The sequence below is a fragment of the Paenibacillus woosongensis genome, from assembly GCF_030122845.1.
Lineage (GTDB): Bacteria > Bacillota > Bacilli > Paenibacillales > Paenibacillaceae > Fontibacillus > Fontibacillus woosongensis_A.
Window position 1 is genome coordinate 2,919,514 of record NZ_CP126084.1, and the last position, 23,933, is coordinate 2,943,446.

The 23,933-nt window shown below is 49.8% G+C and carries 23 protein-coding genes; 4 read left to right on the forward strand and 19 right to left on the reverse strand.

Going from position 1 to position 23,933, the window contains the following annotated elements; translation table 11 throughout:
* Nucleotides 1-49: 49 nt before the first annotated feature.
* Nucleotides 50-3,490, reverse strand: coding sequence for a methionine synthase (metH, locus tag QNH46_RS13340; protein WP_283924753.1), 3,441 nt, complete (start codon nucleotides 3,488-3,490; stop codon nucleotides 50-52).
* A 205-nt stretch (nucleotides 3,491-3,695) separates the two neighbouring features.
* Here metH and QNH46_RS13345 point away from each other — a divergent pair, with 205 nt between their 5' ends.
* Nucleotides 3,696-4,238 (forward strand): cupin domain-containing protein, encoded by a 543-nt coding sequence (locus QNH46_RS13345; protein WP_283924754.1) that lies wholly within the window; start codon nucleotides 3,696-3,698, stop codon nucleotides 4,236-4,238.
* 81 nt (nucleotides 4,239-4,319) lie between these two features.
* Here the strand turns inward: QNH46_RS13345 and QNH46_RS13350 are convergent, their stop codons facing one another.
* From QNH46_RS13350 to QNH46_RS13370, 5 genes are all read right to left on the reverse strand, one after another.
* Nucleotides 4,320-5,111: an HAD family hydrolase gene (locus tag QNH46_RS13350; RefSeq protein WP_283924755.1), complete on the reverse strand. Its 792-nt coding sequence runs from the start codon at nucleotides 5,109-5,111 to the stop codon at nucleotides 4,320-4,322.
* A 35-nt stretch (nucleotides 5,112-5,146) separates the two neighbouring features.
* The gene (locus QNH46_RS13355) at nucleotides 5,147-5,680 is read right to left on the reverse strand and encodes a hypothetical protein (protein ID WP_283924756.1); all 534 of its coding nucleotides are present in this window, start codon (nucleotides 5,678-5,680) and stop codon (nucleotides 5,147-5,149) included.
* A gap of 20 nt (nucleotides 5,681-5,700) precedes the next feature.
* Nucleotides 5,701-6,693 carry an aldo/keto reductase gene (locus QNH46_RS13360; protein ID WP_283924757.1) on the reverse strand — a complete coding sequence of 331 codons (993 nt, stop codon included), beginning with the start codon at nucleotides 6,691-6,693 and terminating at the stop codon, nucleotides 5,701-5,703.
* A 50-nt stretch (nucleotides 6,694-6,743) separates the two neighbouring features.
* Complete coding sequence (locus tag QNH46_RS13365; RefSeq protein WP_074048641.1) at nucleotides 6,744-6,917, reverse strand: DUF896 domain-containing protein; 174 nt, start codon at nucleotides 6,915-6,917, stop codon at nucleotides 6,744-6,746.
* A gap of 90 nt (nucleotides 6,918-7,007) precedes the next feature.
* Nucleotides 7,008-7,652, reverse strand: a complete 645-nt coding sequence (locus QNH46_RS13370; RefSeq protein WP_283924758.1) for a DUF4183 domain-containing protein — start codon at nucleotides 7,650-7,652, stop codon at nucleotides 7,008-7,010.
* A gap of 369 nt (nucleotides 7,653-8,021) precedes the next feature.
* Between QNH46_RS13370 and QNH46_RS13375 the strand changes: the two genes are divergently transcribed.
* The gene (locus QNH46_RS13375; protein ID WP_283924759.1) at nucleotides 8,022-8,438 is read left to right on the forward strand and encodes a DUF4183 domain-containing protein; all 417 of its coding nucleotides are present in this window, start codon (nucleotides 8,022-8,024) and stop codon (nucleotides 8,436-8,438) included.
* A gap of 101 nt (nucleotides 8,439-8,539) precedes the next feature.
* Here the strand turns inward: QNH46_RS13375 and QNH46_RS13380 are convergent, their stop codons facing one another.
* Nucleotides 8,540-8,941: a LysM peptidoglycan-binding domain-containing protein gene (locus tag QNH46_RS13380; RefSeq protein ID WP_283924760.1), complete on the reverse strand. Its 402-nt coding sequence runs from the start codon at nucleotides 8,939-8,941 to the stop codon at nucleotides 8,540-8,542.
* A 253-nt stretch (nucleotides 8,942-9,194) separates the two neighbouring features.
* Here QNH46_RS13380 and lexA point away from each other — a divergent pair, with 253 nt between their 5' ends.
* Nucleotides 9,195-9,821: a transcriptional repressor LexA gene (gene lexA / locus QNH46_RS13385; protein ID WP_155612932.1), complete on the forward strand. Its 627-nt coding sequence runs from the start codon at nucleotides 9,195-9,197 to the stop codon at nucleotides 9,819-9,821.
* Nucleotides 9,822-9,883: 62 nt separating this feature from the next.
* Here the strand turns inward: lexA and QNH46_RS13390 are convergent, their stop codons facing one another.
* The 8 genes from QNH46_RS13390 to QNH46_RS13425 all read right to left on the reverse strand — a co-directional run bounded on the left by QNH46_RS13390 (nucleotide 9,884) and on the right by QNH46_RS13425 (nucleotide 19,627).
* Nucleotides 9,884-10,192, reverse strand: coding sequence for a hypothetical protein (locus tag QNH46_RS13390; RefSeq protein WP_283924761.1), 309 nt, complete (start codon nucleotides 10,190-10,192; stop codon nucleotides 9,884-9,886).
* Nucleotides 10,193-10,414: 222 nt separating this feature from the next.
* The gene (locus QNH46_RS13395) at nucleotides 10,415-11,314 is read right to left on the reverse strand and encodes a YitT family protein (protein ID WP_283924762.1); all 900 of its coding nucleotides are present in this window, start codon (nucleotides 11,312-11,314) and stop codon (nucleotides 10,415-10,417) included.
* Between the two features lie 150 nt (nucleotides 11,315-11,464).
* Complete coding sequence (locus tag QNH46_RS13400) at nucleotides 11,465-12,652, reverse strand: sugar ABC transporter permease (protein ID WP_283924763.1); 1,188 nt, start codon at nucleotides 12,650-12,652, stop codon at nucleotides 11,465-11,467.
* Nucleotides 12,653-12,654: 2 nt separating this feature from the next.
* Entirely contained in the window at nucleotides 12,655-14,166 is a 1,512-nt protein-coding gene (locus QNH46_RS13405) for a xylose ABC transporter ATP-binding protein (protein WP_283924764.1), read from the reverse strand.
* A gap of 122 nt (nucleotides 14,167-14,288) precedes the next feature.
* The gene (gene xylF, locus QNH46_RS13410; protein WP_430691827.1) at nucleotides 14,289-15,413 is read right to left on the reverse strand and encodes a D-xylose ABC transporter substrate-binding protein; all 1,125 of its coding nucleotides are present in this window, start codon (nucleotides 15,411-15,413) and stop codon (nucleotides 14,289-14,291) included.
* A gap of 184 nt (nucleotides 15,414-15,597) precedes the next feature.
* Nucleotides 15,598-17,178 (reverse strand): helix-turn-helix domain-containing protein, encoded by a 1,581-nt coding sequence (locus QNH46_RS13415; protein ID WP_283924766.1) that lies wholly within the window; start codon nucleotides 17,176-17,178, stop codon nucleotides 15,598-15,600.
* A 32-nt stretch (nucleotides 17,179-17,210) separates the two neighbouring features.
* Complete coding sequence (locus tag QNH46_RS13420) at nucleotides 17,211-18,647, reverse strand: sensor histidine kinase (protein ID WP_283924767.1); 1,437 nt, start codon at nucleotides 18,645-18,647, stop codon at nucleotides 17,211-17,213.
* Nucleotides 18,644-19,627 (reverse strand): sugar-binding protein, encoded by a 984-nt coding sequence (locus QNH46_RS13425; protein WP_283924768.1) that lies wholly within the window; start codon nucleotides 19,625-19,627, stop codon nucleotides 18,644-18,646. Before QNH46_RS13425 ends, QNH46_RS13420 begins: the two co-directional genes overlap by 4 nt.
* Before the next feature lie 213 nt (nucleotides 19,628-19,840).
* Here QNH46_RS13425 and QNH46_RS13430 point away from each other — a divergent pair, with 213 nt between their 5' ends.
* On the forward strand, nucleotides 19,841-20,101 hold the full coding sequence (locus QNH46_RS13430; RefSeq protein ID WP_283924769.1) for a hypothetical protein: 261 nt from the start codon (nucleotides 19,841-19,843) through the stop codon (nucleotides 20,099-20,101).
* 280 nt (nucleotides 20,102-20,381) lie between these two features.
* On the opposite strand, the gene QNH46_RS13435 is transcribed toward QNH46_RS13430, so the two are convergent.
* The 4 genes from QNH46_RS13435 to QNH46_RS13450 form a co-directional block, all read right to left on the reverse strand.
* Nucleotides 20,382-20,843 carry a hypothetical protein gene (locus QNH46_RS13435; protein WP_283924770.1) on the reverse strand — a complete coding sequence of 154 codons (462 nt, stop codon included), beginning with the start codon at nucleotides 20,841-20,843 and terminating at the stop codon, nucleotides 20,382-20,384.
* Between the two features lie 177 nt (nucleotides 20,844-21,020).
* On the reverse strand, nucleotides 21,021-21,482 hold the full coding sequence (locus tag QNH46_RS13440) for a hypothetical protein (RefSeq protein WP_283924771.1): 462 nt from the start codon (nucleotides 21,480-21,482) through the stop codon (nucleotides 21,021-21,023).
* A 518-nt stretch (nucleotides 21,483-22,000) separates the two neighbouring features.
* Nucleotides 22,001-23,329 carry a type I glutamate--ammonia ligase gene (gene glnA, locus QNH46_RS13445; RefSeq protein WP_283924772.1) on the reverse strand — a complete coding sequence of 443 codons (1,329 nt, stop codon included), beginning with the start codon at nucleotides 23,327-23,329 and terminating at the stop codon, nucleotides 22,001-22,003.
* 23 nt (nucleotides 23,330-23,352) lie between these two features.
* Complete coding sequence (locus QNH46_RS13450; RefSeq protein WP_283924773.1) at nucleotides 23,353-23,763, reverse strand: MerR family transcriptional regulator; 411 nt, start codon at nucleotides 23,761-23,763, stop codon at nucleotides 23,353-23,355.
* Nucleotides 23,764-23,933 lie beyond the last annotated feature (170 nt).

Below are 23,933 nucleotides of genomic sequence, written 5' to 3' on the forward strand. Positions count from 1 at the left end.
ATTCTATGGTCAAAACCCTCCGGGGTACGGAGGGTTTTGCGAAGTATTACTAGGCTTTGTCGACGTTGAAATACTGGGCCTGCGGATGAGCAAATACCATGGCAGATACCGATGCTTCCGGCTCCATCATAAAGCCTTCCGTCAGCTCTACTCCAATATCCTCCGGCTTCATCAGCTGGAATAAAGGACCTTGATATTCGAGGTCAGGGCAAGCCGGATAACCGAACGATACCCGGATACCTTGGTAACGCGCACCGAGACGCTGCTTCATCGTCATATCCTGCGGATCAGGGAAGCCCCACGTGTCGCGCATCATATGATGAACCCGTTCAGCAAGCCCTTCGGCTACCTCCAGAGCAACGGACTGCAGCGCATGAGAGCGGAGGTAATCCCCCTGCTCCTTCAGCTTCTCGGAACGGTCCCGAATGCCTTGCCCGGCGCTAACGACGAGGAAGCCCACATAATCCATGATGCCGCTGTCGACGGATTTCAGGAAATCGGACAGACAGAGGTACGGCTCAACGCGCTGACGCGGGAAGTCAAATCTCTGCAGCACCTTCGTATGATCCTGCGGATCATAGATGATGATTTCGTTTCCGGACGATTGCGCAGGAAAGAATTGATACATCGCCTGAGCCTGGATGATCCCGTCGGTGACAGCTTCGTACAGAATTTGATCGACGGTTTCCTTCAGCTGAACCGCTTTGGAATCTTCTTTAGCTAGCAGCTGCTCGACGGAGCCGCGTAATCCCAAATGATGTCCCAGCAGCATTTGCATATTGATATAAGGAATGATATGGCTTATCGGATAATTGCGCAGGATATGGCGTTCCAGATCCGGCGGTGTGAACACCGGGGCATCGGTCGAGATGTTCGATCTTTGAACACGCGTCAGCTGCGGCAGTTCCTTGACTGCCACGGCAACGCTGCCCTCGGCTTCCTGCTCTGCGTCCATTTCCAGGCGCATTTCTTCTCTTTTGACCGGATCCATAAGTTTGTTGGCTAAGTCGAGGCCATCCATCGCGTCCTTGGCGTAAATGACCATGCCGTCATACTCCGGACGAATCCGCGTCTTCGTGAATTTCCGGGTCAACGCGGCGCCACCAACTAGAATCGGCACCTCGATCCCTGCGTTGCGCAGGTCCTGAGCAGTTAATACCATTTGCTGCGCGGACTTCACAAGCAGTCCGGAGAGGCCTATCGCATCCGGCTTCTCTTCGCGATAAGCTTCAATAATACGCTCCGGTGGTACTTTTATACCCAAATTAATGATTTGGTAACCATTGTTGGACAAAATGATCTCAACCAGATTCTTACCGATATCATGAACGTCTCCCTTTACGGTAGCAAGCAGGATTTTACCCTTCACCGAGGATTCGTTCTTCTCCATAAACGGCTCCAGGAAAGCGACCGAGGCCTTCATCACCTCAGCGCTTTGCAGCACCTCTGCAACGATCAGCTCGTTGTTGTTGAACAGGCGGCCAACCTCTTCCATCCCCGCCATCAGCGGTCCGTTGATGACCTCCAGCGGGCTGTATTTCTTCAGAGCTTCCTCCAGATCAGAGATCAGCCCTTCCTTGCTGCCTTCCACGACGTAATTGGCAAGCCGCTCTTCCAGCGTCAAATTGTCGGCTTTGGCTTTCTTCTCAACCTTCTTGTCCCGGAATGCAGCCACAAAGGCTGCCAGCGTCTCGTCGCTCGTGTTGAAAATGAGCTCCTCCGCCAATTTCCGGTCTTCCTCGGGAATCGAAGCATAACGCTCCAGCTTCTCCGTATTGACGATCGCATAATCGAGACCGGCTTTCGTACAATGGTACAAGTAAACGGAGTTGAGCACCTCGCGGCCGGCGTCTGGCAATCCAAAGGAGATGTTGCTCAGACCAAGGATCGTTTTCGCTCTCGGAAATTTCTCCTTGATCATCCGAATGCCTTCAATCGTCTCCACAGCAGAGCCGATGTATTGAGGATCTCCCGAGCCTACCGGGAACATATTCGGGTCAAAAATAATGTCCTCCGGCTGCATGCCGTATTTATTCACAAGCAAATCGTACGCGCGCGAAGCAACCTCCATCTTCGCTTCACGGGATACGGCCTGTCCACGCTCGTCAATGAGAATACAGACGACAGCCGCGCCATAACGGTGAATAAGCGGAACAATCTGCTGGAATTTCGTCTCGCCGTCTTCAAGGTTAATAGAGTTAATTATCGCTTTACCTTGCGAATATTTCAGCGCCAGTTCAATAATATGATCATAGGTAGAATCGATCATGATCGGTGCCTTGATTTTCTTCGTGACCATCGGATAAAAATTTTTAACAGCATAGGCCTCATCGATATCTGTATCCTGCAGGTTAATATCGATAACCATTGCCCCGCCCTTCACCTGGGAACGGGCAATTTCCGAAGCCTCATCGAACTTCTCTTCCTTGATCAGTCGCTTGAACTTCCGGGATCCGGAAATATTCGTTCGTTCGCCGATCATAATCGGCCGGTTGTCTTCCTCAAGATATACGGCCTCTACTCCGGACACAGCTGCGGGATGCTTGCCGTTCATTTCCCTTGGAGCATACTGGCTCATCGTCTTCACAAGCGCAGCGATATGATCCGGCGTCGTTCCACAGCAGCCTCCGGCAATGTTCAGCCAGCCCTGCTCCGCGAAGGCGCCCATCTTCATCGCCAGCGATTCCGGCGATTCATGGTATTTGCCGTTCTCATCCGGCAGCCCTGCGTTCGGATAACAGCTCACCCCCACACTTGACATGTCGGATAAAGTTCGGATGTGATCCCGCATGAATTCCGGTCCTGTAGCGCAGTTAAGACCGAAGGAAATCGGCTTCAAATGCTCCAGCGAAATATAGAACGCCTCAATGTTCTGTCCGGCCAGCGTCGTGCCCATCGGCTCGATCGTACCCGAAATCATAAGCGGCAGCTTCTTGCCCGCAGCTTCGTAGGCGCGGGAAATACCGATGCTGCCCGCCTTGACGTTCAGCGTATCCTGCGACGTCTCCAGCAGCAGGGCGTCTACGCCCGCCTCAACCAGCGCGAGTGCCTGCTCTTCATAGCTGGCGATCAATTCGTCAAAGGTAACTCCACCAGTAACAGATAACGTCTTCGTCGTCGGACCGAGCGCTCCGACCACGTATCTCGGATGTTCAGGCGTGCTGTATTTCTCGGCAGCGGCGAGCGCCAGACGCGCAGCCGCCAGATTAATTTCGCGTGCTTTGTCTTGTATATCGTATTCGGCCAGTACGACGGATGTCGCACCGAATGTATTCGTTGATATTAAATCTGCTCCGGCTTCCAAGTACTTCTCGTGAATCCCCTGGATCACGTCAGGACGGGTGAGCACGAGCATTTCATTACAGCCGTCCAGCTCTTCACCGCCAAAGTCGGCCGGCGATAAATCCTCCTGCTGAATCATCGTACCCATGGCACCGTCGAGGATCAATATTCGTTCTTTCATTCTGGACTCAAGGCTAGGCTTACTCATGTTCTAAATCCCTCCCACAAAACATTAACATTTAGTTTAACAGAACAAAGCGTTAAAGAAAAGGATCAAACCAATTTACATGAGTGTGCAAACCCTATTACGGACTAAGTTCAACCAGCTCGGCCCCAGCTGAATTTAAGTGTCGACAACCGGGGTAAGGATCGGATATAATGCAATCATATCCATTTGAAAGCGGGGTAATCCTATGGCGGAAATCAGAATAAGAAACACGAACAAAATTATTTCAGGGGACGATAATGTTCGGGAATTTCTGAGTCAATACGAAGTCATTTATGAGCATTGGGATGTGAGTAAGCTGCCTGCCGAGCTCCAGAACAATTTCACGTTGTCCGACGAACAAAAAAGCAAAATTCTGAACACCTTTGATGCGGAAATTCAAGATTTAGTCGCACGCCGCGGGTACCGGACATGGGATGTCATCACACTCAGCGAAGCGACACCGAACATCGAGGAATTACTCGCCAAATTTGAGCAGGTGCACACGCATACGGAGGACGAAATTCGCGTCATCGTTGCCGGCGCTGGAACATTTATCATTAAAGGCGATGAAGATACAGGTTATTTCGACGTGAACCTCGTGCCTGGAGATCTTATCTCCGTACCGGAGAATACAGCCCATTTCTTCACCTTGACAGACGAACGCAAGGTCGTGGCTGTCCGCCTCTTCGTCGAAGAGAATGGCTGGATCGCTCACCCTTATGATGATCCTACATTCAAAAAGGCATAAACCCAATTTGAATCCAAAAAAGCTGCTTTCGATCCCCTATGGGACACCGGAAGCAGCTTTTGCTTATTATTTTATAAATGGCTAATTCGCAGCAATAATATCATGAAGCTCGGATAAGTGCTTAATCTCATAAGTTGGAACGATTTGGTCGTCACGCGTATGGCCAACACGATTGATCCATACTGCAGTCATGCCTACACCAAGCGAACCAATGATGTCCGTAGTAAGCTTGTCCCCGACCATGATGGCCTCGTGCGCCTCAACTCCTAGCCGCTCCAGGGCATGCCGGAATATTGTAGAATCCGGTTTCCCCTTGCCGAACGCACCGGAAATAATAATTTCGTCAAAAAATGGCGCAAGCTCCGGAACCCCATCCAGCTTCTCCTGCTGCAGTGCCGGACAGCCATTGGTCAATAGAAGCAGCTTAACTTTGCCTTTCAGCTCCTTCAAAACCTGGAACGTCTCCTCGTACACATGCGGACGGGAACGTCTTTCCTTGCCGAACTGTTCGGCAAGCTCCGCAGCAAGCTCCTCGTTGTCTACGCCTAAAGCAAGCAAGCCGCGGCGCCAGGATTCCTTGCGATACACGGGAGCCAGCTGCTCCAGCTTGCGGAATTCAGGCTGCTCTCCCGCCGAAAAATGAGCCCATAGCCCCTCAAACGGATTGATCCCGATCATTTTGGTAAACGGAAAAGTCTCATACGATTCATACAGCACTCTAGCCTCTTTGCGAACGGCCTCCTCCAGCTTCGCCGGATCGGTGCCAACCGCTCTTTGAGCCTGCAAACAGGTTTCCAAAAAAGCCTCTCTTACGCTGCGCTCGTCCCATAGCAAGGTATCATCCAAATCGAAACAAACCGCTTTGATTGTCATTCGTTCTCTTGTCCTCTCTTCTCCCGATAAATTGTTTATTCTTTAACGAAATCCACTTTATGTGTTTTCGCAAAAGTCTCAAGCCGTTCTGCCATAGCTGGCGTATTAAACAAATTTCGTTTACGGTAGAACACCCAGTTCTGTCCGCCCGCCTTCGGCGTAATGGTGATTTTATTTGGAGACGCTGTGATTTTGCTAATTTGCCCCGCTTCCAGCATCCGGTCCCGGTTAAACTTGGCCGTGAACAAATAATTTTTATTGATCCGCAAATAGGGCTTGTTGAGGAACAATGCTATGGCCAAAATGACGTAAAGGACGATCGTTAGCCAAAACATCGTTGTGCTTACCTCAGCACTGCCGCCTGCCAATGCAACGCCTGCATACAATCCAGCCAGCAAAATGAGCAGTAACGGAAGGATGATTTTTCGGCCTTTAAAAATATCCCCGTCTCCCCGGACTCCCATCCTGCTTCCTGTGCCAGTTCGTCCGGCCTTATTGCCCTGCGGGTTCTTCCCTTTCTTGTTTAATTTCATCTGATTGCGTTCAATTTTTCTGTCAAATGAAGCCATCCATCTTCCTCCTAGATGATTTAAATATTTCTCCTAAATTTGTTCAGGAACCGGGCGGGATATTCATCGGGCAACGCGCTTGCTTCATTCAGGCGTTGACGCAGCTCCAGCGGCAGTCTCCAGCCGACCGAACCCATGTTCTCTTCGAATTGTGCGAATGTGCTCGCACCGAAAATCGGAGACGTGATGCATGGCTGCTCCAGCAGCCAATTGAGAGAGACCTGTGCAGGGGTCTTGCCCGTTTCTTCCGCTACGGCCAATACGGCATCCAGAATCGCGAAGTTCTTATCCTCTGCGCGGTACTGCCAACTGCTTTCTCCTGTTTTGGCGGTTCCCAGGCGGCCTTCACTCGGCGTTTCGCCCCGGCGGTATTTGCCGGTCAAGAATCCGCCGCCAAGCGGAGCCCATGGAATGATGCCGACCTTCTCTTCAGCGCATAAGGAGACCAGCTCACGGTCCGCTTCCCTGTTCACCAGGCTGTACTGCTGCTGTAAAGAAATATAGCGGGAGTACCCTCTGAAATCGCTGATGCCCAGGCTTTTCATTAATTGCCATGACAAATAATTCGAACAGCCTATGTAACGCACTTTGCCGGAGGTCACCAGATCATCCAGAGCTCTCAGCGTCTCCTCAACTGGCGTATCCGCATCCCAGACGTGAATTTGATAAAGATCGATGTAATCCGTACCCAGCCTTCTCAGACTCGCATCCACTCCGTCCATGATTCGCTTGCGGGAAGCTCCGAAGCCATTCACGTCCGGAGATGTACGCATCCGAACCTTCGTAGCGAGAATGACTTCCGAACGGCGGTCTTTAATGTACTTGCCGACGATTTCCTCAGAGCGTCCTTCGGTATACACATCGGCCGTATCGATAAAATTGCCGCCCTGATCCAAGAAGGCGGCGATCATGCGGGCCGATTCCGCTTCATCTGTCTGCCCGCCGAAGGTCATGCTTCCCAAACATAGCCGTGATACAGCCAAACCGCTTTTGCCAAGATATGCGTATTCCACAGATTTGAACCTCCTTACTCATATGTAAAAGCCGGACCTATAGGCCGGCCTTATTTATCCACCACTTCGATTGATTCCAACTGCTGACGGAAATTTCTTCGTATGTTCTGAAGGTACGTCTCCCGGAGCTGAGCGCGTTCCAGCATTTCATCCTCCGTTAGTCCTTCAGCCTTGTTCTTGCGCGCCAATTCATTAATACGCCGTACCATTGCATCTATATCCATAGTTTCCTCCTGCACATAAATTCATGAATTCCCTTTAACATTGACATGACTGATAAAGGTTGTCAAGATACCAGACTCTGAAGAACTCAGCTATTGGATCCGAGCTGCAAACGAGATGTTCTCCACGATAATCGGCGCCCCGGCCAATATAGTATCTCCTTCAAGAATAAGTGTTAAATCCGCTGTAGTCAAACGGTACAAGCTGCGCTCCTGCATGACTCCATTAATGAATAAATTTGAATATCCGTTCATCCCCATCCCTTGGAACTCTGAAGCCAAGCTACCGTCATCATCTGTAAACCAGGCAGCCGGAATACGAACAGTACCTGTCAATTCCTCGGGAGGAAAATAAAAATAACGAAAGGCGCTCGGCAGGATCGTTATTCCAGGAACTTCGCCTGGGGAACCTTGTGGGCCTTGCGGACCTTCACGACCTGGTGACCCTGGTGGGCCTTGAGGGCCTTGGGTGCCTGGCATACCTCGGTCGCCTTGAGCGCCCGGTAATCCCGCTGGCCCTATGGCGCCCGGCGCCCCCTGCAATCCGGTCTCCCCCCGCGGACCACGCCCTCCTGCTGCCCCCTCTTGCCCCGGTTGTCCTGGCGCGCCATTCCCTCTCACCAGCCCTGCTTGACTCGGCGAGCAGGATGCCCCCCGTTCTACTTGCGGCCCCTGCCCGATGATCCGCTGGATGATCCTTCCACTCTGCCTTGGACAAAATCGCTGATTTCTCCGCATGGAACGCTGACGGCATTTTTTCTTCTTTCTTATTATAATTTTTCTTCTTTTATTGCAGCCTTGTCTGATTAACTCTTTCATTCCAGCATTTCTATTTGTCGCTTTACCATTCCTTACATGCTTGGCCGCAGTTGTAGACATGATGAACACCTTCCGTGTTTGAGTAATTGTATATCATATGTCTCTGTAGATTTAGAGGAATAGACGTATATCTACGCTGGATAACGTTAAATCCATATTTTTTTGCAGATGTTAATCGCCGTTTCACCCCCCCGCAAGCTTTCATTCTATAATATTGGATCGATAGCAGTCAGCTTCTGCATTCGATAACCACTCGCTTCGTCAATCTACAATAAAGGAGGTGAACACATGCCTGTCATCAAACCGGTATTTACAGCCACCGCCTCCGCCCCGATTGCCTCCGGGGGAGTAATTACAACGACCATTAATCCCGTTACAACGCGATACTTCGCTGCTATCACTGCCGACATGATTGGAGCCACTGAGACGACGATTCTTGCAGCCAGCTTTTCGGACGACGATGACGCTCCTATTACGGATCTGCCCACAATTACAGCAGCTAACGACTATTTCAACGTCTATATCAACGGAGTTCTGCAGCAAAACTCCTTATCTACGCTTACGACGGCAAGCTTGGTGCTTGCCACTACAGATCTCCTCATCGGAACGCCCGTAACGCTGGAGGTCGCCAGCTTTGCTGGAGCCGCGTCTGATTTAACGACCCCGCCAACCATCTCTGCGCCCGACATTACAATTAATACGTAACTAACACAAAGAAGGAACCGCAAACTAGACTTGCGGCTCCTTCTTTGGCGTAAAGCACATTCAAAACATGAATGGATATTTATGAATAGCTGAACCTAAACTCATTTCATTGGCAGGACGAGGATATCCCCTGGCTGAATATTGCTTCCGGCCAGACCATTTGCCCGCTGAATCGCCGTAACATATACCCTCGTATCCATATCGCCCGGTTTATGAGCTGCGGCAATCTTCCATAAAGAGTCGCCCCGCTTGACCACAACGGACTCTGATTCTACAACATCATGGTCAGGTGATGAGGCTACTGCTGACGCCATTCCAGCCCAGGCAATAACTACGAACAGAATAAACACCAACAACTTAAACAAAGTTATTCTAGCAAAGATATTCGAAATGGAGTTAGCAATTGCTTCATTCAATCTGGCGGCACCCTTCCGCAGCGCCCCCTCATTACGCGAATCAGCCTTACGATCATAAATGCTCTGATATGTACTGTATCTCAACATAATATTATCACTCCAAACAGATGTTCTTATGAATTGAATTCATAATAACACGAACATTTGTTTGATTCAATAGTTTTTTAGAACAATTGTTCCCCTGTTTTTCGACACTGATCTATAAGTATATTGAAATGTATTTCCTAATAGCATTAGCCGCATTCCAGTTCTGCCATGCATTATTTAGAACTTATGTTTGTGCGAACGGAAGTTCTATGTTATAATTTTTCCAAACGTTACTAAATGGGGTTGATGGATTATGTCGAAGGTTTCTAGCCGTCAGCAAGCTATTCTGGAATTTATACGCTCTGAAGTAAGATTGAAAGGTTACCCGCCCTCCGTGCGCGAAATCGGCGAAGCTGTAGGACTAGCTTCCAGTTCCACGGTACACGGTCATTTGGATCGGCTAGAGAAGAAAGGTTTTATCCGGCGTGATCCAACGAAGCCAAGAGCGATCGAGTTGCTGGGACAGGACGATGCGGAAGGCATCGGTCAGTTTGCCCATTCCGTGGCCCGTGTGCCTGTCATCGGCAAAGTCACTGCCGGTGTTCCTATAACGGCTACCGAGAATATCGAGGATTATTTCCCGCTTCCGCAGCATTATGCCGGAGAAGGCGAAATCTTTATGTTGTCTGTCGTTGGCAACAGTATGATCGAGGCAGGAATCCATAGCGGAGACTATGTTATCGTACGGAAACAGCAAACGGCCAATAACGGAGAAATCGTCGTTGCAATGACGGAGGATGACGAGGCGACGGTCAAGACATTCTACAAGGAGAAGGATCATATTCGCCTTCAGCCGGAGAATTCGACGATGGAGCCGCTTCGTTTGACCCATGTGACTATATTGGGCAAAGTCATCGGCCTGTTCCGTGATCTGCACTAGCGAAATCAAAGAAAGAGCTACCGTGAGGGTATGCTCTTTTTTTATATGTTGCTATTCATGCATTATATCGGATACAGCTCCTGCTTATCCCCGATGTCCTTCCTGCAATTTTTACATAAACCGGCAACATGGCCGAAGTCATTCGAATAAAACACCAGCTTCTTCGCTTGGTTGCACCGGGAGCATTTCTGGTTGCGCTTAGTGGTGATATCCGAGTTTTTACTAGAGGTACGCTTCTTAGGCAAGTAAATGACATTGCTCTGAAGTTCCGCAGCCCGCTTCCTCTTCACCATTGCTGCCGCTACGCCAAGGACAGCCAAAATGAGGACCAGCAGCATTAACCCAATCATCACCATTTCCCTTATTTCCATGAAGTCTCTCCCCTTAGTTCAACGATTTATCAATACGTAACCATGCTCGTTCTGCCTGGTGCTACTGTTATCCCGATCATAGCTGAGATGAATAGCTGCTGTAAACAGCAGTAAGCCCTGGAGCATTAGCCCCAGGACCGCTGATTGACCGCGATGCGTCAACGCAGAATACCCCATGCCTACTTCCTTTAGGGAAGCATGGCTGCACCCTCCCTTAACGCATCAATGCGCTTTTTCATCCGCAAAGCTGCCGCCTGTTACATCAGACACCGTTTCAACTGCAATGAAGGCCTTGGGATCAATTTCACGAACGACCGTCTTCAGCATGGACAACTCAAGCCGGCTGACTACACAGTAAATCACTTGAGTTTCCTCTTTACTGATTCCGCCTCTCGCGTACAGATAAGTTGTGCTTCTCCCGAGGCTATTCATAATAGCTTCCGCTACTTCTTCATATTGCCTCGTGATGACCGTAACCGATTTGGATTCATCAAGACCCTGCACGATAATATCCATGACCTTGGAGGCGATATAATAAGTGAAAATCGAATACATCGCCGAATCCCAACCGAGCAGGAAGCCGGCCACGATAAAAATAACAATATTGATAATAAGAATGATCTGCCCTACGGAAACATTGACTTTTTTTGAGATCAAAATAGCTACGATTTCCGCACCGTCCGTCGTCCCCCCCAGCCTTAACACCAGGCCGACGCCCAGACCGAGTAACAGCGCGCCGAATAGAACGGCCAGCAATTTATCATTCGTAAAAGCCTCCACATGATGCAAATAACCCGTCGTTAAAGAAAGTACCACGATGCCATACAGCGAAGCGAATGCGAACTTCTTCCCGACCTGTCTATAGCCGACAAATAGAAAAGGCAGGTTGATCACGAAAAGGAAAATCCCTAACGGAATATTCGTAATGTTCGTCAGCATAAGTGAAATCCCGGTAATTCCGCCGTCAATAATTGCATTCGGCACAAGGAAGAGCTCCAGCGCAACCCCGGCAATGATCGCCCCTATGGTAATAAAAAAGAGCTTTGAAATAAGTTCAACTGGTTTGCTTAAATTCTCCTTTCTCCTGTTTATCTTTCCGATGCTTGGCTTGGTTTCTGCCATTTTTTCAACCCTTTCAGTAAAATTTACATATAAATAATTTAATGAATATTAATATGAAAATCAAATGGATGATGAAAGACCCCAGATTCCTCCTTATGAGGAGAAATCCAAGGTCTTGATCTACAGCATATTCAATTAGCTTAAATCTGCTTATTTCAGACCCTTGCGGCGGTTGGAAATGTCCAGCCAGACGGCAAAGACGAGGATGGAACCCTTGACCACATACTGCCAGAACGATTCAAGTCCCATCAGCGACATGCCGTTGTCCAGCGAGGTCATGACCAGGGCACCGATCAGCGCACCGATGACAGTACCGGCTCCGCCCATCAGCGAGGTGCCGCCGATGACGCAAGCGGCAATCGCGTCCATCTCGGCCATCGTTCCCGCGGTGATCGTCGCTGAGGCCAGGCGGGACGTTAAGACGATAGCAGCGATCGAGCTGAGCAAACCGCTGAGCAGGAAAATCATCATCGTCTTCCGATGGATATTAATCCCCGATAGACGGGCAGCCTCCTTGTTTCCGCCAATGGCGTAAATATGTCGTCCGAAAGTCGTCTTCGTAGACAGAAAATAAAAGATTACGGCTAACGCGATAACAAAGATAATCGGGAACGGAATGCCCTTGTAATTGTTCATTATGAGTACAAATGAAATGACCAGCAGCGAGATCACGGCGATTTTTATCAGATCCACGCCGAGCGGAGCTACCTCAAAGCCATATTTTTGCCGGGAGCGGCGCTTTCTTATCGCACTCCATACGATTAACGCAATGGCGATCGCTGCGATAACAATCCCGAATCCTTTGGCAAAGTAAGCATTGCCCAGCATGGCCAGTACCGGATCGGATACCGGAATCGTCATCGACTCCGTAACGCCCATCAGTACGCCGCGGAACACCATCATCCCGCCGAGCGTTACGATAAAAGCGGGAATCATTTTATAGGCGACGAGCCAGCCTTGCACCAGCCCGAGCACAGCCCCGGCTGCCAATGTGCCAACGATGACGATGATGGGCGGAAGTCCCATCCAGTTGCTCAGAATGGCGGCGATCCCCCCCGTCAGGCCGACAATCGAACCGACCGACAGGTCGATATGGCCCGCGACAATGACCAGCACCATGCCGATGGCCAGAATCGAAGTGACTGACATTTGCGTAAACAGGTTAGAAAGATTGCGTGCGGTCAAAAATGTAGGATCCAGTATCCCGAACAGGACCCAAATGAGTACGAGCGCTCCAACCATCGTATAAGCGCGTACGTCCATTTTGCCGAATAGGCTGCCCCAGAGCGACGTTTTCGCTGCGGGAGCTTCCTGCTTTTGAAGTTCATTTTGTAGCATAGTTATTTCCCTCCCGTTGCGGCTTGCATAATATTTTCTTGCGTCGCTTCACGCCAATCGAACTCGCGTACGAATTCCCCTTCGCTCATAACCAGAATCCGGTCGCTCATGCCCAGAACCTCCGGAAGCTCCGAGGAAATCATAATAATGGCTACGCCTTGCTCAACAAGCTGATTCATCAAATGATATATTTCGTACTTCGCTCCAACGTCAATCCCCCGGGTCGGCTCATCCATGATGAGGATTTTCGGATCGGACATCAGCCATTTGCCGATGACGACCTTCTGTTGATTCCCCCCGGAGAGCGTTCCTACGGCCGTTTCGAGCGAAGCTGTTTTCGTCTTTAAATCCTGCACAAACCGAAGGCCCCATCTAATCTCTTCATTTTCGTTAATGACTCCAAGCTTTGACACTTTGCTCATCGTAGCCATCGTCGTATTCGTCTTCACGTCCATATTCATCACGAGTCCCTGACGCTTGCGGTCCTCGCTGACCAAAGCAAAACCCGCCTCGATTGCATCGGTCACCGACCGGATGCGCACCGGCTTGCCTTCGATCAGTACTTCTCCTGTAGAGCGTCCTTCATAGGCGCCAAACAAACTGCTTACCAGTTCGGTACGCCCGGCCCCCATCAATCCGGCGATTCCTAAAATTTCTCCCTTACGTAAAGTGAAATTTACATCCTCAATCACTTTTTGGTCCCGTTTCTCGGGATGCCATACATTATAGTTCTTAACCTCAAGCACAATCTCCCCAGGCGTATGCTCCACCCTTGGATAACGCTCCGTCAGCTCGCGGCCGACCATGAGCGACACAACCTGGTCATCGTTCGTTTCATGGCGGTCCAGCGTTGTTACCGTCTGCCCGTCGCGCAGCACCGTGATCGAATCCGCCAACTCGAACACCTCCGGCATTTTGTGCGAGATATAAATGCAGGAAACCCCTTCGCTGCGGAGCTGATTCAGAATATTCATCAAAATGGCGACTTCGCTTTCGGTCAATGCCGCCGTCGGTTCATCCAGGATCAGAATTTGCGTATGCTTGGACAGCGCTTTGGCGATTTCTACGAGCTGCTGCTGGCCGATGCCCAGGCTGCCGATTTTCGTGTTCGGCGAAATGTTCAGCCCTACTCTTTTCAACCACAGGGCAGCATTATGATACAGCTCATCCCAGCGGATAACCCCGTGCCTTTGCGGCTCCGCCCCGAGAAAAATATTCTCGCCCACCGTCATATCCTTCACGAGCGCCAGCTCCTGGTGAATAATCGTAATGCCCGCCTTCTCCGCATCTACAATGTTGTGAAACTCCTTCTTCTCTCCGCCGATGAGCAGATCCCCGCTATAGGTTCCCGCCGGATACAGACCGCTCAGCACCTTCATCAGCGTTGACTTGCCCGCCCCATTCTCGCCGCACAAGGCATGAATTTCGCCTTTCCGCAGCTTGAAGTTCACCTGATCCAGCGCCTTGACGCCCGGAAACTCTTTGCTGATGTTCACCATCTCTAACACGTACATAGGCTCTATCTCCTTCTAACGCCGAGTTATCGTAAAGGGAGAGGACAGCCGAAGCCTCTTGCAATTTCCGCACGAACTTCAACTGCCCCGCTGATCCCTTGCCGGATTCACTTAGCTAAAGCTTACTGCTGCGGCCACTGATCTTTAGGAACGTTCTTGTAGACATCCTCCAGCTTGTGGAAACCGTCCTCGATCAAAATAGAGAGCTCATCCTTGCTCACCGGAATCGGATCGAGCAATACGGACGGTACATCGAATTTGCCGTTGTACACGGTCGTGTCCGTGGCAATGTCTTCACCTTTTGCAGCTGCAACGGCCATTTCGGCCGCTTTTGTGGCGATCGATTTAATCGGCTTATATACCGTCATTTGCTGCGTGCCTTCTGCGATCCGCTGCACCGCGGCCAAATCCGCATCCTGTCCGGATACCGGGATTTTGCCAGCCATGCCTTGAGCGGTCAGAGCCTGTATAGCTCCGCCTGCCGTACCGTCATTCGCTGCTACAACGCCCTGCACGTCGTTCTTCACGGCGGTCAGCGCATTTTCCATGTTCTTCAAGGCTTCTTCCGGCTTCCAGTCTTTGGAGAACTGGTCATATACGATTTTGATGTCGCCTTTCTCTTCCAGCGGCTTCAAAATGTTCATAGCCCCCGTCTTGAACATATGTGCGTTGTTATCCGTATCGGCTCCGCCGATGTAGACGATGTTGCCTTTCGGCGCTTGGTCGATGACCGCCTGAGCCTGAAGCTCCCCGACCCGGACGTTGTCAAAAGAAATGTAATAGTCCACTTCCGCATTGTTGATCAGGCGATCGTACGCGATAACCTTGATGCCTTCTTTATGCGCCTTCTCCACGATCGGCGCGGTCGCTTCCGCATTGTGCGCGATAACGACAAGGACGTCGACGCCCTGCGAAATCAGCTGCTCCGCCTGGCTAAGCTGCGTAGCATCATCCCCGTTCGCTGCCAGCACCTTTACATCCCCGCCGAGCTCCTTCACCTTGGCCGAGAAAATATCCCGGTCCTTCTGCCAGCGCTCCTCCTTCAGCGTGTCCATCGACAGCCCAATGACGATCTTGCCGTCATCTTTGCCTGCGGCTGCATTTCCTGTTCCTGCGCTGTTCTTCGTATTCGCGCTGCCGTCCGACACCACGCCGCAGCCTGCCAATGAAGATGCCAGCAACAATGCAGCTAAGCTTAACCGTAACAAATGACCGTATTTTCTCACTCTTTCTTCGCCCCTTTTCATCGGATAAATTAATTTGATTGCGCTTACATTTCAATCTTAGCACCGGATCTGAAGCTGCGGGAGGTCAATGACCTGCATTTGTTTGCTCTCCACCTTCATTGGATTGCGGCCTGATGTAATGATTTTCATGGACAGCGCTTTCATAGCACTATTCTGTTCTATACAGCAAAAAAGTCCTTGTTGTTTAACAAGGACTTGTCTTCTCCAGCTGCTGGCGATACTCGGTAGGTGTCATTCCCGTCGTCTTCTTGAAGACGCGGCTGAAATAGTTCGGGTCATTATAACCGACCTCAAAACAAATCTCCTTCAAGCTGAGGCGCTGTTCTCCGATCAGTCTCTTGGCCTCTTCCATACGCAGCCGTGTTACATAATCAATGAAGTTCTCACCGGTATGCTGCTTGAACAATTTGCTGAAATAATACGGGCTTAGATTCACGTATTCAGCACTCTGCTCCATCGAGATGTCTTCTTTGTACTTCTGGCCGATATAGAGCAGCGCCCGCTGCAGCACATGCGAACGGCCGCGTTCCTTTTCCTCCTTCAGGCCATCGATGAACGTATCCAGCCACAGCTGCGCACCCTGCCTTAATGTTTCCCGGTCCTCGATGGCGCTTAACGAACTGATTAATTCTGCCCCATCCCCAGCTTGCGTACCCCGGCTTAAATATAAGAGCAATCCAATCACCTCTCCCCGCAGACGCGGTAAAGGGGCAGGCTCGTTCTCCACCAGCCGTTCCCAGAACAGGGCGAACCGGTTCGTCGCCTCCAGCTTATCCTGCCGCAGCAGCGCATCCAGCAGCTTCTTCTCTTCGTCAAGCGTAATAACCCTCTGTCCCGAGCTTTGCGCAATATCGTCATAATGCCGGACACTGACGAGATCATGATCATCCGCGCATACGCGGACGGCTTCCCGGTACGACCGGCTCATCCCGTCCCAGCCTTCACGGATTGAACCAATGCCGACGGACACGGTGAGATGGAATCGTTCCTCGATGAGATTCTTTACGCGTTCGCCCCACTCGAGCGATTTCACGCGCTGGGAATACCCCGGCTGACCAGGAGGCAAAGGAATGAATAACGCCATCTGATGCCCGACCACAGGACTGACGAGGCAGGAGAGATTCGGCTTGGCGAACTGCTTGATGGCTTCGTAGACTTCCTTTTTGACGAGCTGGAACCCTTCCCAATCTCTGGCGGCATGTCGGGCAAAAGACAGCACCATCGCATACCCCTTCTGCCACTGCAAATTCAATAAATGGGCCAGCTGCTCCACCTCGACCTCCTGCACGCATTCCAGCATCAGCATGAGTGACAGCTCATTCTCCGCCAGCGGCAGCAGCTGAGACAGCTTCTCCTGCATTTCCAGCCGCTCATCCCTCTCCCGCCGCGCCTCTTCCGTCTCCGCGATCAGCGTTTTCAGCACCTCGAGCACCTCCTCCCGCTTGGCCGGTTTGAGCAGGTAGTCCCGTACCCCCAATGCCAGGCTCTCCTTGGCATAGGTGAAATAATCATGAGCCGTAATCATCACGATCCTTGTCGCCGGATACTTCGCCAGTATTTCCCGGACCGCCTCGAGCCCTTGAATCCCAGGCATCTTGATATCCATAAAGATAAAATCCGGCCGCGCCTCCTCTGCAAGCTGAATGGCCCGTCTGCCGTTCTCCGCATGGAGAAACGTAAAGGTATCCGGCAGCATATGCCGGATCATCAGCTCCAGCCCCTCGCGTTCAAGGGCTTCATCATCCGCAATAAGCAAGGTGTACACTGGCTATCCCCCCATATAGAAAATTCAATCTTTTAAGCCGCCTTACGAAACGGCAGGGTAAAGAGCACGGCAGTACCCTCCCCCTCTGCACTGTCAATCTCAATCCGCTCCTGCCCATCGAAGAATAAATGCAATCTTTTGAATACATTATGCGTACCTAGTCCGGTAGATTGTCCTTTTCTGCGGCCATAACGCGGCGCTGCCTCGCGAATCGACTGGAGCAGCATTTGCGCCGTCTCTTCGCTCATTCCGAGGCCGTTGTCGCGAATTTCGATTTCCACGCTGTCTTCCGTATAACTGATGCCGAGTTTCAGCATCGCGCCCGCCTCCATCTGCTCGATGCCGTGCACGAATGCGTTTTCAAGAATCGGCTGCAGCGTTAGGCATGGGATCATACAGTCCAGCGCCCGTTCGTCAATGTCCATTACAAATTCGATCCGGTCGCGGAACCTCGCCTTCTGGATATTTATATATTCGGTCACATGCTCCACCTCTTCACGCAGTGGAACCGCCTGATCCAGCTTCTGTAAATTGTATCGCAGCAGACGCGAGACGGAGACAGCAAGATCGCTCGTCCGCGTGGCCCCTTCGATGTAGGCGAGCTTGGAAATGGAGTTCAGTGTATTGAACAGAAAATGCGGATTAATTTGGCTTTGCAGTGCTTTCAGCTCCAGTTCCTTGACCAGGCGGTCTTTCTCCAAGCTGTCCATATTCTCCGCCATCAGCCGCTGTATGTTATCGATCATGCCGTTAAAGGCGCGGCAAAGAATGCTGATTTCATCATGGCTGTCGCTTTCCGGCGCCTTCGTATCCATCCGTCCCTTTGAAATCTGCTTCGCGGTAGCCACAAGGCGGCGGATCGGCTCCGTAATGCTCTTCGACAGCCAAAGGGCGAGCAGAATACTGAGCGCCCCCATGGTAATAACGAGCAAAATGCCCAGCGTATTCAACCGCTCCGACGTAAACATCATCTCCTGATAGATCGGCTTGTACTGCTCCAGTTCAAGGTCGACAAGCGCCTGGGCTTCCTCGCGAATGAAGCGCTCCGTTCTCTCTGCTTCTATATACTGCCCCGCCATCGTGCCCGAATCCTGATCATCGATTCCGGCGATCATCCCTTCCGCCTGCTCGATAAACGTATCGATAATATTGCGGTAGTTGACCAGCGGCAGATCGCTGGGACCGATGGTAGCCAGGCTGTCCAGCTCTGCTCGCAGCATTTTTACGTTGTTGAGATGCTTGATGACCTCCGGCATGCTTTCCGCGTCCATTTGCATAATGTAGCGGTTCATCGACCGCATATTTTCCCCGACCTCATAGGAAACTTCTTTATATAACAGAATTCGGTTCATCATGAGATGATAGCTTTCCTGCACCGTCTTGCCGCTCTCGAACAGGAAAAAAGAAACCGAGCTCAGCAGAAGCACCAGCAGCGGAATAACGGTAAACAGCTTCTTGCGGATCGTCATAAGCTCTCTCCCTCCTGCACGTTGCTGCGATCCAGCACCTTAACCTCGGTATAATATGCGGGAAGCAGCTGCCTTCCCTGGAAATGGTCATATAGCAGTTTTACTGCCGTTCCGCCCATCAAATAAGGCTGCTGCGCCACCGTCGCTTGAATCTCTCCGCTGCGAATCGCAGACAGCGTCTCCTTCTGGTTGTCAAAACCGATTATCGTCAGATCATCGCGCTTCAAGCTCTTGGCCGCTTGCAGCATCCCTAACGCATCCGTGGCGCTGGTGCCAACCATGATGCTGATTTCCGGATGCTCCCGCAGCATCTCCGACGCCTGCTGAATCGCCTCCATATGCGAAATGTTAGAGCTGCGCACAGCGACAATCTCCAGCCCGCCGTACTGCTCCACAACCTGCTTCAGCCCGTCCAGCCGCTGCAGCTGGCTCTCGGCAAGTTCGCTGCCGATAATGACGCCGATTTTTCCGGATCCGCCGGTTCTTTCAACGACCAAGCGTCCCAAGCTCTCCCCTGCGGCCAAATTGTCCGTACCGACGTAGGCCAGCCGGTTGCTATCCGGCGCATCCGTATCGATCGTAACGACTGGAATGCCTCGTGCCACCGCCTTATCAATTAGCGGTGTAAACTTCTCCTCGTTCAGCCCCTGCACAATAATCGCATCCACGCGGGCGGCAATCGCTTTTTCCAGCAAATTCAGCTGCTCGTCCATGTTGTTGCGAACCGCCCCGACAAATTCGATATCGATCCCATACTCCTCCGCCGCTTGCTGCGCCCCCTTCTCTACCATTTCCCAATACGGATGATAGCGCTCCTGCTCGATGAGCACGATATGATATCGCTGCGTCCCATTCCCCTCATGCCCCTGCAATTCCCTCACAATGCTGCTCATTTTCCCGGAATGATGCGCGAAGCCGATAAACAGATATGTAAGTAAGCCGATCAAGACCGCCGCGGCGGCCAGCCATTTTTTGTCCATCCCCATCACCTCAATGACTATCCTACCTGCAAGTGTAAGCGCTGGCAATGGGGTGTTATTCCCCCACTTTGTATCTTGACCGAGTCAGAGCAATTAATCATGGGCTTTACCCTCTTATCCATAACCTCGAGATTTCCCAAATTTTTGTATGAATGATTTAATTTCCACAGCGGAATAATACATAAAAATAATGTAGAGGGGGTTTTAATAATTATGTCTGATAAAGAACTATATGGAACATATCCGCGACAACCTGGTGACTCCGACCCAGAACCAGAGCCTAAAGAACCAACTTCAGGCGGTGGCGCTGGTAACGGCCCAGGCGATGACACCGGTGGAGATAGATTAGATGTAATAAGTAAATTTAGGTCAATTGCAAGGGAAGAACTAAAGCATATGAATTCTTCTGATTTTAGAAAGATTAGCATGAACAATTTTGAAAGAACAATATTGAAAAATGACGAAAATTATTAATTCAACATAAACTTTGAGGAGACTTAGATATGGCGCTAACCTTTAGAATTGTAACAAGCGGAAATCGTGCTGCGGTCAGAATGAATACATCAACTGATCCAAGCTTCTTTACGTTTGATGAAGTTGTTAAGTTTGATTCACCTGTAAAAGCTTGCTGGGCGGCAATAAGCTCATTCAATTTTCAAATTCGAAATCGATATACCGATACGATAGGATATCGCTTCGTTCCACTCCCCTCATGTCCCTGTAATTCTTTCTCGATGATGCTTTTGCAGTTGAGCTATGCTTCTCCATTACCTTTCGCATCCTGCTTTTTAATTTGATCACCAAGCTTCCCAAGCAGGGTGATCAGGCCGTACAGGAATAACGCTAGTAAAATCTCCGTCTGAATATTACCGATTTCCACGCCGTCTATCCATTGATCAATCACATAGAGCATCACACCAAAAATAGCAATCAGCAGAATCTCCTGCACTACACGGGCTCCCCATACGGGCCGATTCTTGAACATATGCCTCCGCACGCTGTCCAGCATAGTTCCGATCATGCCCAGAAAACCAAGCCCCAGCAACAATAATCCTATAAATGCAAACGCCGATCCAATCGAAGAAATGCGGAGCTGAATAAAATTGAAGCTTTGCAGCGTATAGACTGCAGATACTAAAATAGAGATCAAAACAAGGAGAATTCCCGCCAACACGAGCCATAATAGCATGCGTTCTCCCATGCTGTCTTTTCTCAAGACTACTGACACCTCCATCATCGATAAATCTGTGGCCTTCCGGTAGTCCTGCTATTCCGACCAACTCGACGAATTTGGGACTTACTCCACGACTCCAGCGCTTCTAATGTATTAGCCCGATTTGAGAGCGGTATTTCACAACAGGATGGAATATTGGTATTCAAGCTGGAGGAGCATCTAATCTTTCTTTTTAAAGTGAACCAGAGCCCAAATCATAATCCACTCGAAGACATGATAGAAGACGGATACAGATAAGGCAGCCCAAATGCTCTCAATAAATATCCCTTTGAACAAACCCGCAAGCAAATAAATAATAATACTATCAGCAATGATTGTTATCGCATTTTTTGCATAAACAGATATTTGTCTATTCAAAATATATCTTATAACCGCAATTATAAGAGGATTAATCAAAGTCTCAAATATAAGAAAGCCAACGATGATGTAAATAGAAAACACAAGCAAATCAGGATATTGCTCATAATCCATTATGCTGCTTATTTCCGAAAAGGAATAGAAGAATAGACTGTACAAGAAAGCAAAACCAATGATTGGTGCTAGAATAAGTAAGGACAGTAACGGTACGAGCCATAGCCTTACTTGCCATGGCACAGGCTCATCATGTTCTCGGCGATCCAAATATTTAATGATCTCATTCAGGATACAGCATAGCGCTAAGAATAAAATGGCAACAAACAGAAAATTAGTGATTTAATGACGCCTCCCTGTAAAAAGATACATTGTTATAAATATACAATATATGTCTACATATCCAATCGCAAATTTAGGGTCATTGTCCGTAAAAGCTAAATGTATTTAATACAACTAGTTAAGCTCTTTTATAAAAAATACATGAGCTAAATGCAAAACATGCTGTTAGTTTGCCTGAATAGAGAACATTCGTCGAAATAGCTTAAATCTAACTGCAGTTTTGCAGTTAGTTCCCTTTAACACGGCCAAAACCGATGAACTAACTGCATGAAATACATCTAGTTACCTGCGCCTAACCATATAAGGCTCCTACTAACATTATTGTGGCTAATGTAGCGGTTATCATTTTTAAACTTTTCAAGACAAACCCTCTAATTTAAAATACCCCATTACTGCCCTGCATCAAAAAATCCCCCAGCGCCTTACAGCGCTAGGGGATTCCTCGATTAATACAACGTTATATAGTGGTCGCGTTCCCAGTCGTGAACTTGAGTGCGGTACATATCCCATTCGATCTCTTTCAATTCATACAGATGAGTGCGGGCATGCTCGCCAAGCGCATCGCAAATGACTTCACTCTTGATCATTTCGTTCAGCGCCTCTTTCAGATCGGACGGCAGGCTTGGAATGCCTTCCTCAATCAGCTCTTCCTCAGTCATCACATAGATGTTGCGGTCAACTGGTGCAACAAGCGGCAGTTCGTTCTTGATGCCGTCGAGGCCAGCTCGCAGCATAACAGCCAGTGCCAGGTATGGGTTGGCAGCAGGGTCCGGATTGCGAACTTCAACGCGCGTGCTCAATCCGCGAGACGCCGGGATACGGATCATCGGGCTGCGGTTGCTGGACGACCAAGCCACATAGCAAGGCGCTTCGTAGCCTGGAACGAGACGCTTGTAGGAGTTAACAGTTGGGTTCGTTACCGCGGCGAATGCGCGGGCATGCTTCAAAATACCGGCCATGTAATGACGAGCGTCTTTGCTAAGGCCTAGGCTGTCGCTTTCATCATAGAACGCGTTGACGTTCCCTTTAAATAAGGATTGGTGACAGTGCATACCGGAGCCGCTTACGCCATACAGCGGTTTAGGCATGAATGTCGCATGCAAGCCGTGTTGACGGGCAATCGTCTTCACCACGAGCTTGAATGTTTGAATTTGGTCAGCCGCCTTGATGGCATCTGCATATTTGAAGTCAATTTCATGTTGACCTGGAGCAACTTCATGGTGGGATGCTTCAATTTCGAATCCCATTTCTTCGAGGGTGAGGACGATTTCGCGACGGCAGTTCTCCCCAAGATCCGTTGGAGCAAGGTCGAAATAACCGCCTTGGTCATTCAGCTCCATCGTCGGGTTGCCTTTTTCATCGGTTTTGAAGAGGAAAAATTCAGGCTCAGGACCTACGTTCATAGCGGTATATCCCATCGCTTCCGCTTCCTTCAGCGCGCGCTTCAGAATGTTGCGCGGGTCTCCGGAGAATGGTGTGCCATCCGTCATGTAAACATCACAGATCAGCCGTGCCACACGATCCTCGGCCACCCATGGGAAAATAACCCACGTATCCAGATCCGGGTACAGATACATATCGGACTCCTCGATACGAACGTATCCTTCAATGGAAGATCCGTCGAACATCATTTTGTTATCAAGCGCTTTTTCCAATTGGCTGACAGGAATTTCTACATTCTTGATCGTTCCGAGCAAATCAGTAAATTGCAAACGGATAAATCGCACGTTCTCTTCTTTGGCAATGCGTAAAATGTCTTCTTTGGAATAACTCAAGATCTCTCTCTCCTATCGATTTACTAGATTTTGAAAAAGCGGGATAACTCTCCTTGGATCAGCGAAACCTGACCCCGTCTGTTCCCAGTTACCAGCTCCTGCTTCAGCCGGCGATAAAGCTCTGAATCCGTCAGTTCCTTCCGTTTCTCTTCGGTATCCTCCGTCATGACCGTCGTCTCCGGAGATTCCTTGACTATGGGTGCCATGACCTGTTTAATTCCCGCTATATTGGCGCCCCGTTCAATCAATTTCTTAATTTCCAGCAATCGTTCCACATCGTTGTACGAGAAAAGACGCTGGTTCCCCGAGGTACGGGCCGGCATGATCAACTGATGCTGCTCATAGTAACGAATCTGCCGTGCCGTCAAATCAGTAAGCTGCATGACGATACCGATCGGAAACAAAGCCATGTTTCTGCGAATTTCCTCACTCACCGCTCTCAACCTTCCGCATATATTTCACGAAAAATATTCTATGTCAGATAACCTGACATGTCAACAAGCATGTAAGATATTTTTTAGATTTTCACTACTAGATTTCTATAGATGATCCATTCATAGCTTTCAGCCGAGCTGGGTACTTTCAAAAAAGACGACCGCAAATC

Excerpts from the sequence above, each read along its gene's own strand:
- QNH46_RS13390 (WP_283924761.1), bottom strand. The coding sequence starts at position 10,192 with ATGGAAATAAGGGAAATGGTGATGATTGGGTTAATGCTGCTGGTCCTC.
- QNH46_RS13430 (WP_283924769.1), top strand. The coding sequence starts at position 19,841 with ATGTCTGATAAAGAACTATATGGAACATATCCGCGACAACCTGGTGAC.
- QNH46_RS13380 (WP_283924760.1), bottom strand. The coding sequence starts at position 8,941 with ATGTTGAGATACAGTACATATCAGAGCATTTATGATCGTAAGGCTGAT.
- QNH46_RS13350 (WP_283924755.1), bottom strand. The coding sequence starts at position 5,111 with ATGACAATCAAAGCGGTTTGTTTCGATTTGGATGATACCTTGCTATGG.
- QNH46_RS13365 (WP_074048641.1), bottom strand. The coding sequence starts at position 6,917 with ATGGATATAGATGCAATGGTACGGCGTATTAATGAATTGGCGCGCAAG.
- xylF (WP_430691827.1), bottom strand. The coding sequence starts at position 15,413 with ATGAAAAGGGGCGAAGAAAGAGTGAGAAAATACGGTCATTTGTTACGG.
- QNH46_RS13405 (WP_283924764.1), bottom strand. The coding sequence starts at position 14,166 with ATGTACGTGTTAGAGATGGTGAACATCAGCAAAGAGTTTCCGGGCGTC.
- lexA (WP_155612932.1), top strand. The coding sequence starts at position 9,195 with ATGTCGAAGGTTTCTAGCCGTCAGCAAGCTATTCTGGAATTTATACGC.
- QNH46_RS13345 (WP_283924754.1), top strand. The coding sequence starts at position 3,696 with ATGGCGGAAATCAGAATAAGAAACACGAACAAAATTATTTCAGGGGAC.
- metH (WP_283924753.1), bottom strand. The coding sequence starts at position 3,490 with ATGAGTAAGCCTAGCCTTGAGTCCAGAATGAAAGAACGAATATTGATC.
- QNH46_RS13420 (WP_283924767.1), bottom strand. The coding sequence starts at position 18,647 with ATGACGATCCGCAAGAAGCTGTTTACCGTTATTCCGCTGCTGGTGCTT.
- QNH46_RS13425 (WP_283924768.1), bottom strand. The coding sequence starts at position 19,627 with ATGGACAAAAAATGGCTGGCCGCCGCGGCGGTCTTGATCGGCTTACTT.
- QNH46_RS13395 (WP_283924762.1), bottom strand. The coding sequence starts at position 11,314 with ATGGCAGAAACCAAGCCAAGCATCGGAAAGATAAACAGGAGAAAGGAG.
- QNH46_RS13400 (WP_283924763.1), bottom strand. The coding sequence starts at position 12,652 with ATGCTACAAAATGAACTTCAAAAGCAGGAAGCTCCCGCAGCGAAAACG.
- QNH46_RS13370 (WP_283924758.1), bottom strand. The coding sequence starts at position 7,652 with ATGCGGAGAAATCAGCGATTTTGTCCAAGGCAGAGTGGAAGGATCATC.
- QNH46_RS13355 (WP_283924756.1), bottom strand. The coding sequence starts at position 5,680 with ATGGCTTCATTTGACAGAAAAATTGAACGCAATCAGATGAAATTAAAC.
- QNH46_RS13375 (WP_283924759.1), top strand. The coding sequence starts at position 8,022 with ATGCCTGTCATCAAACCGGTATTTACAGCCACCGCCTCCGCCCCGATT.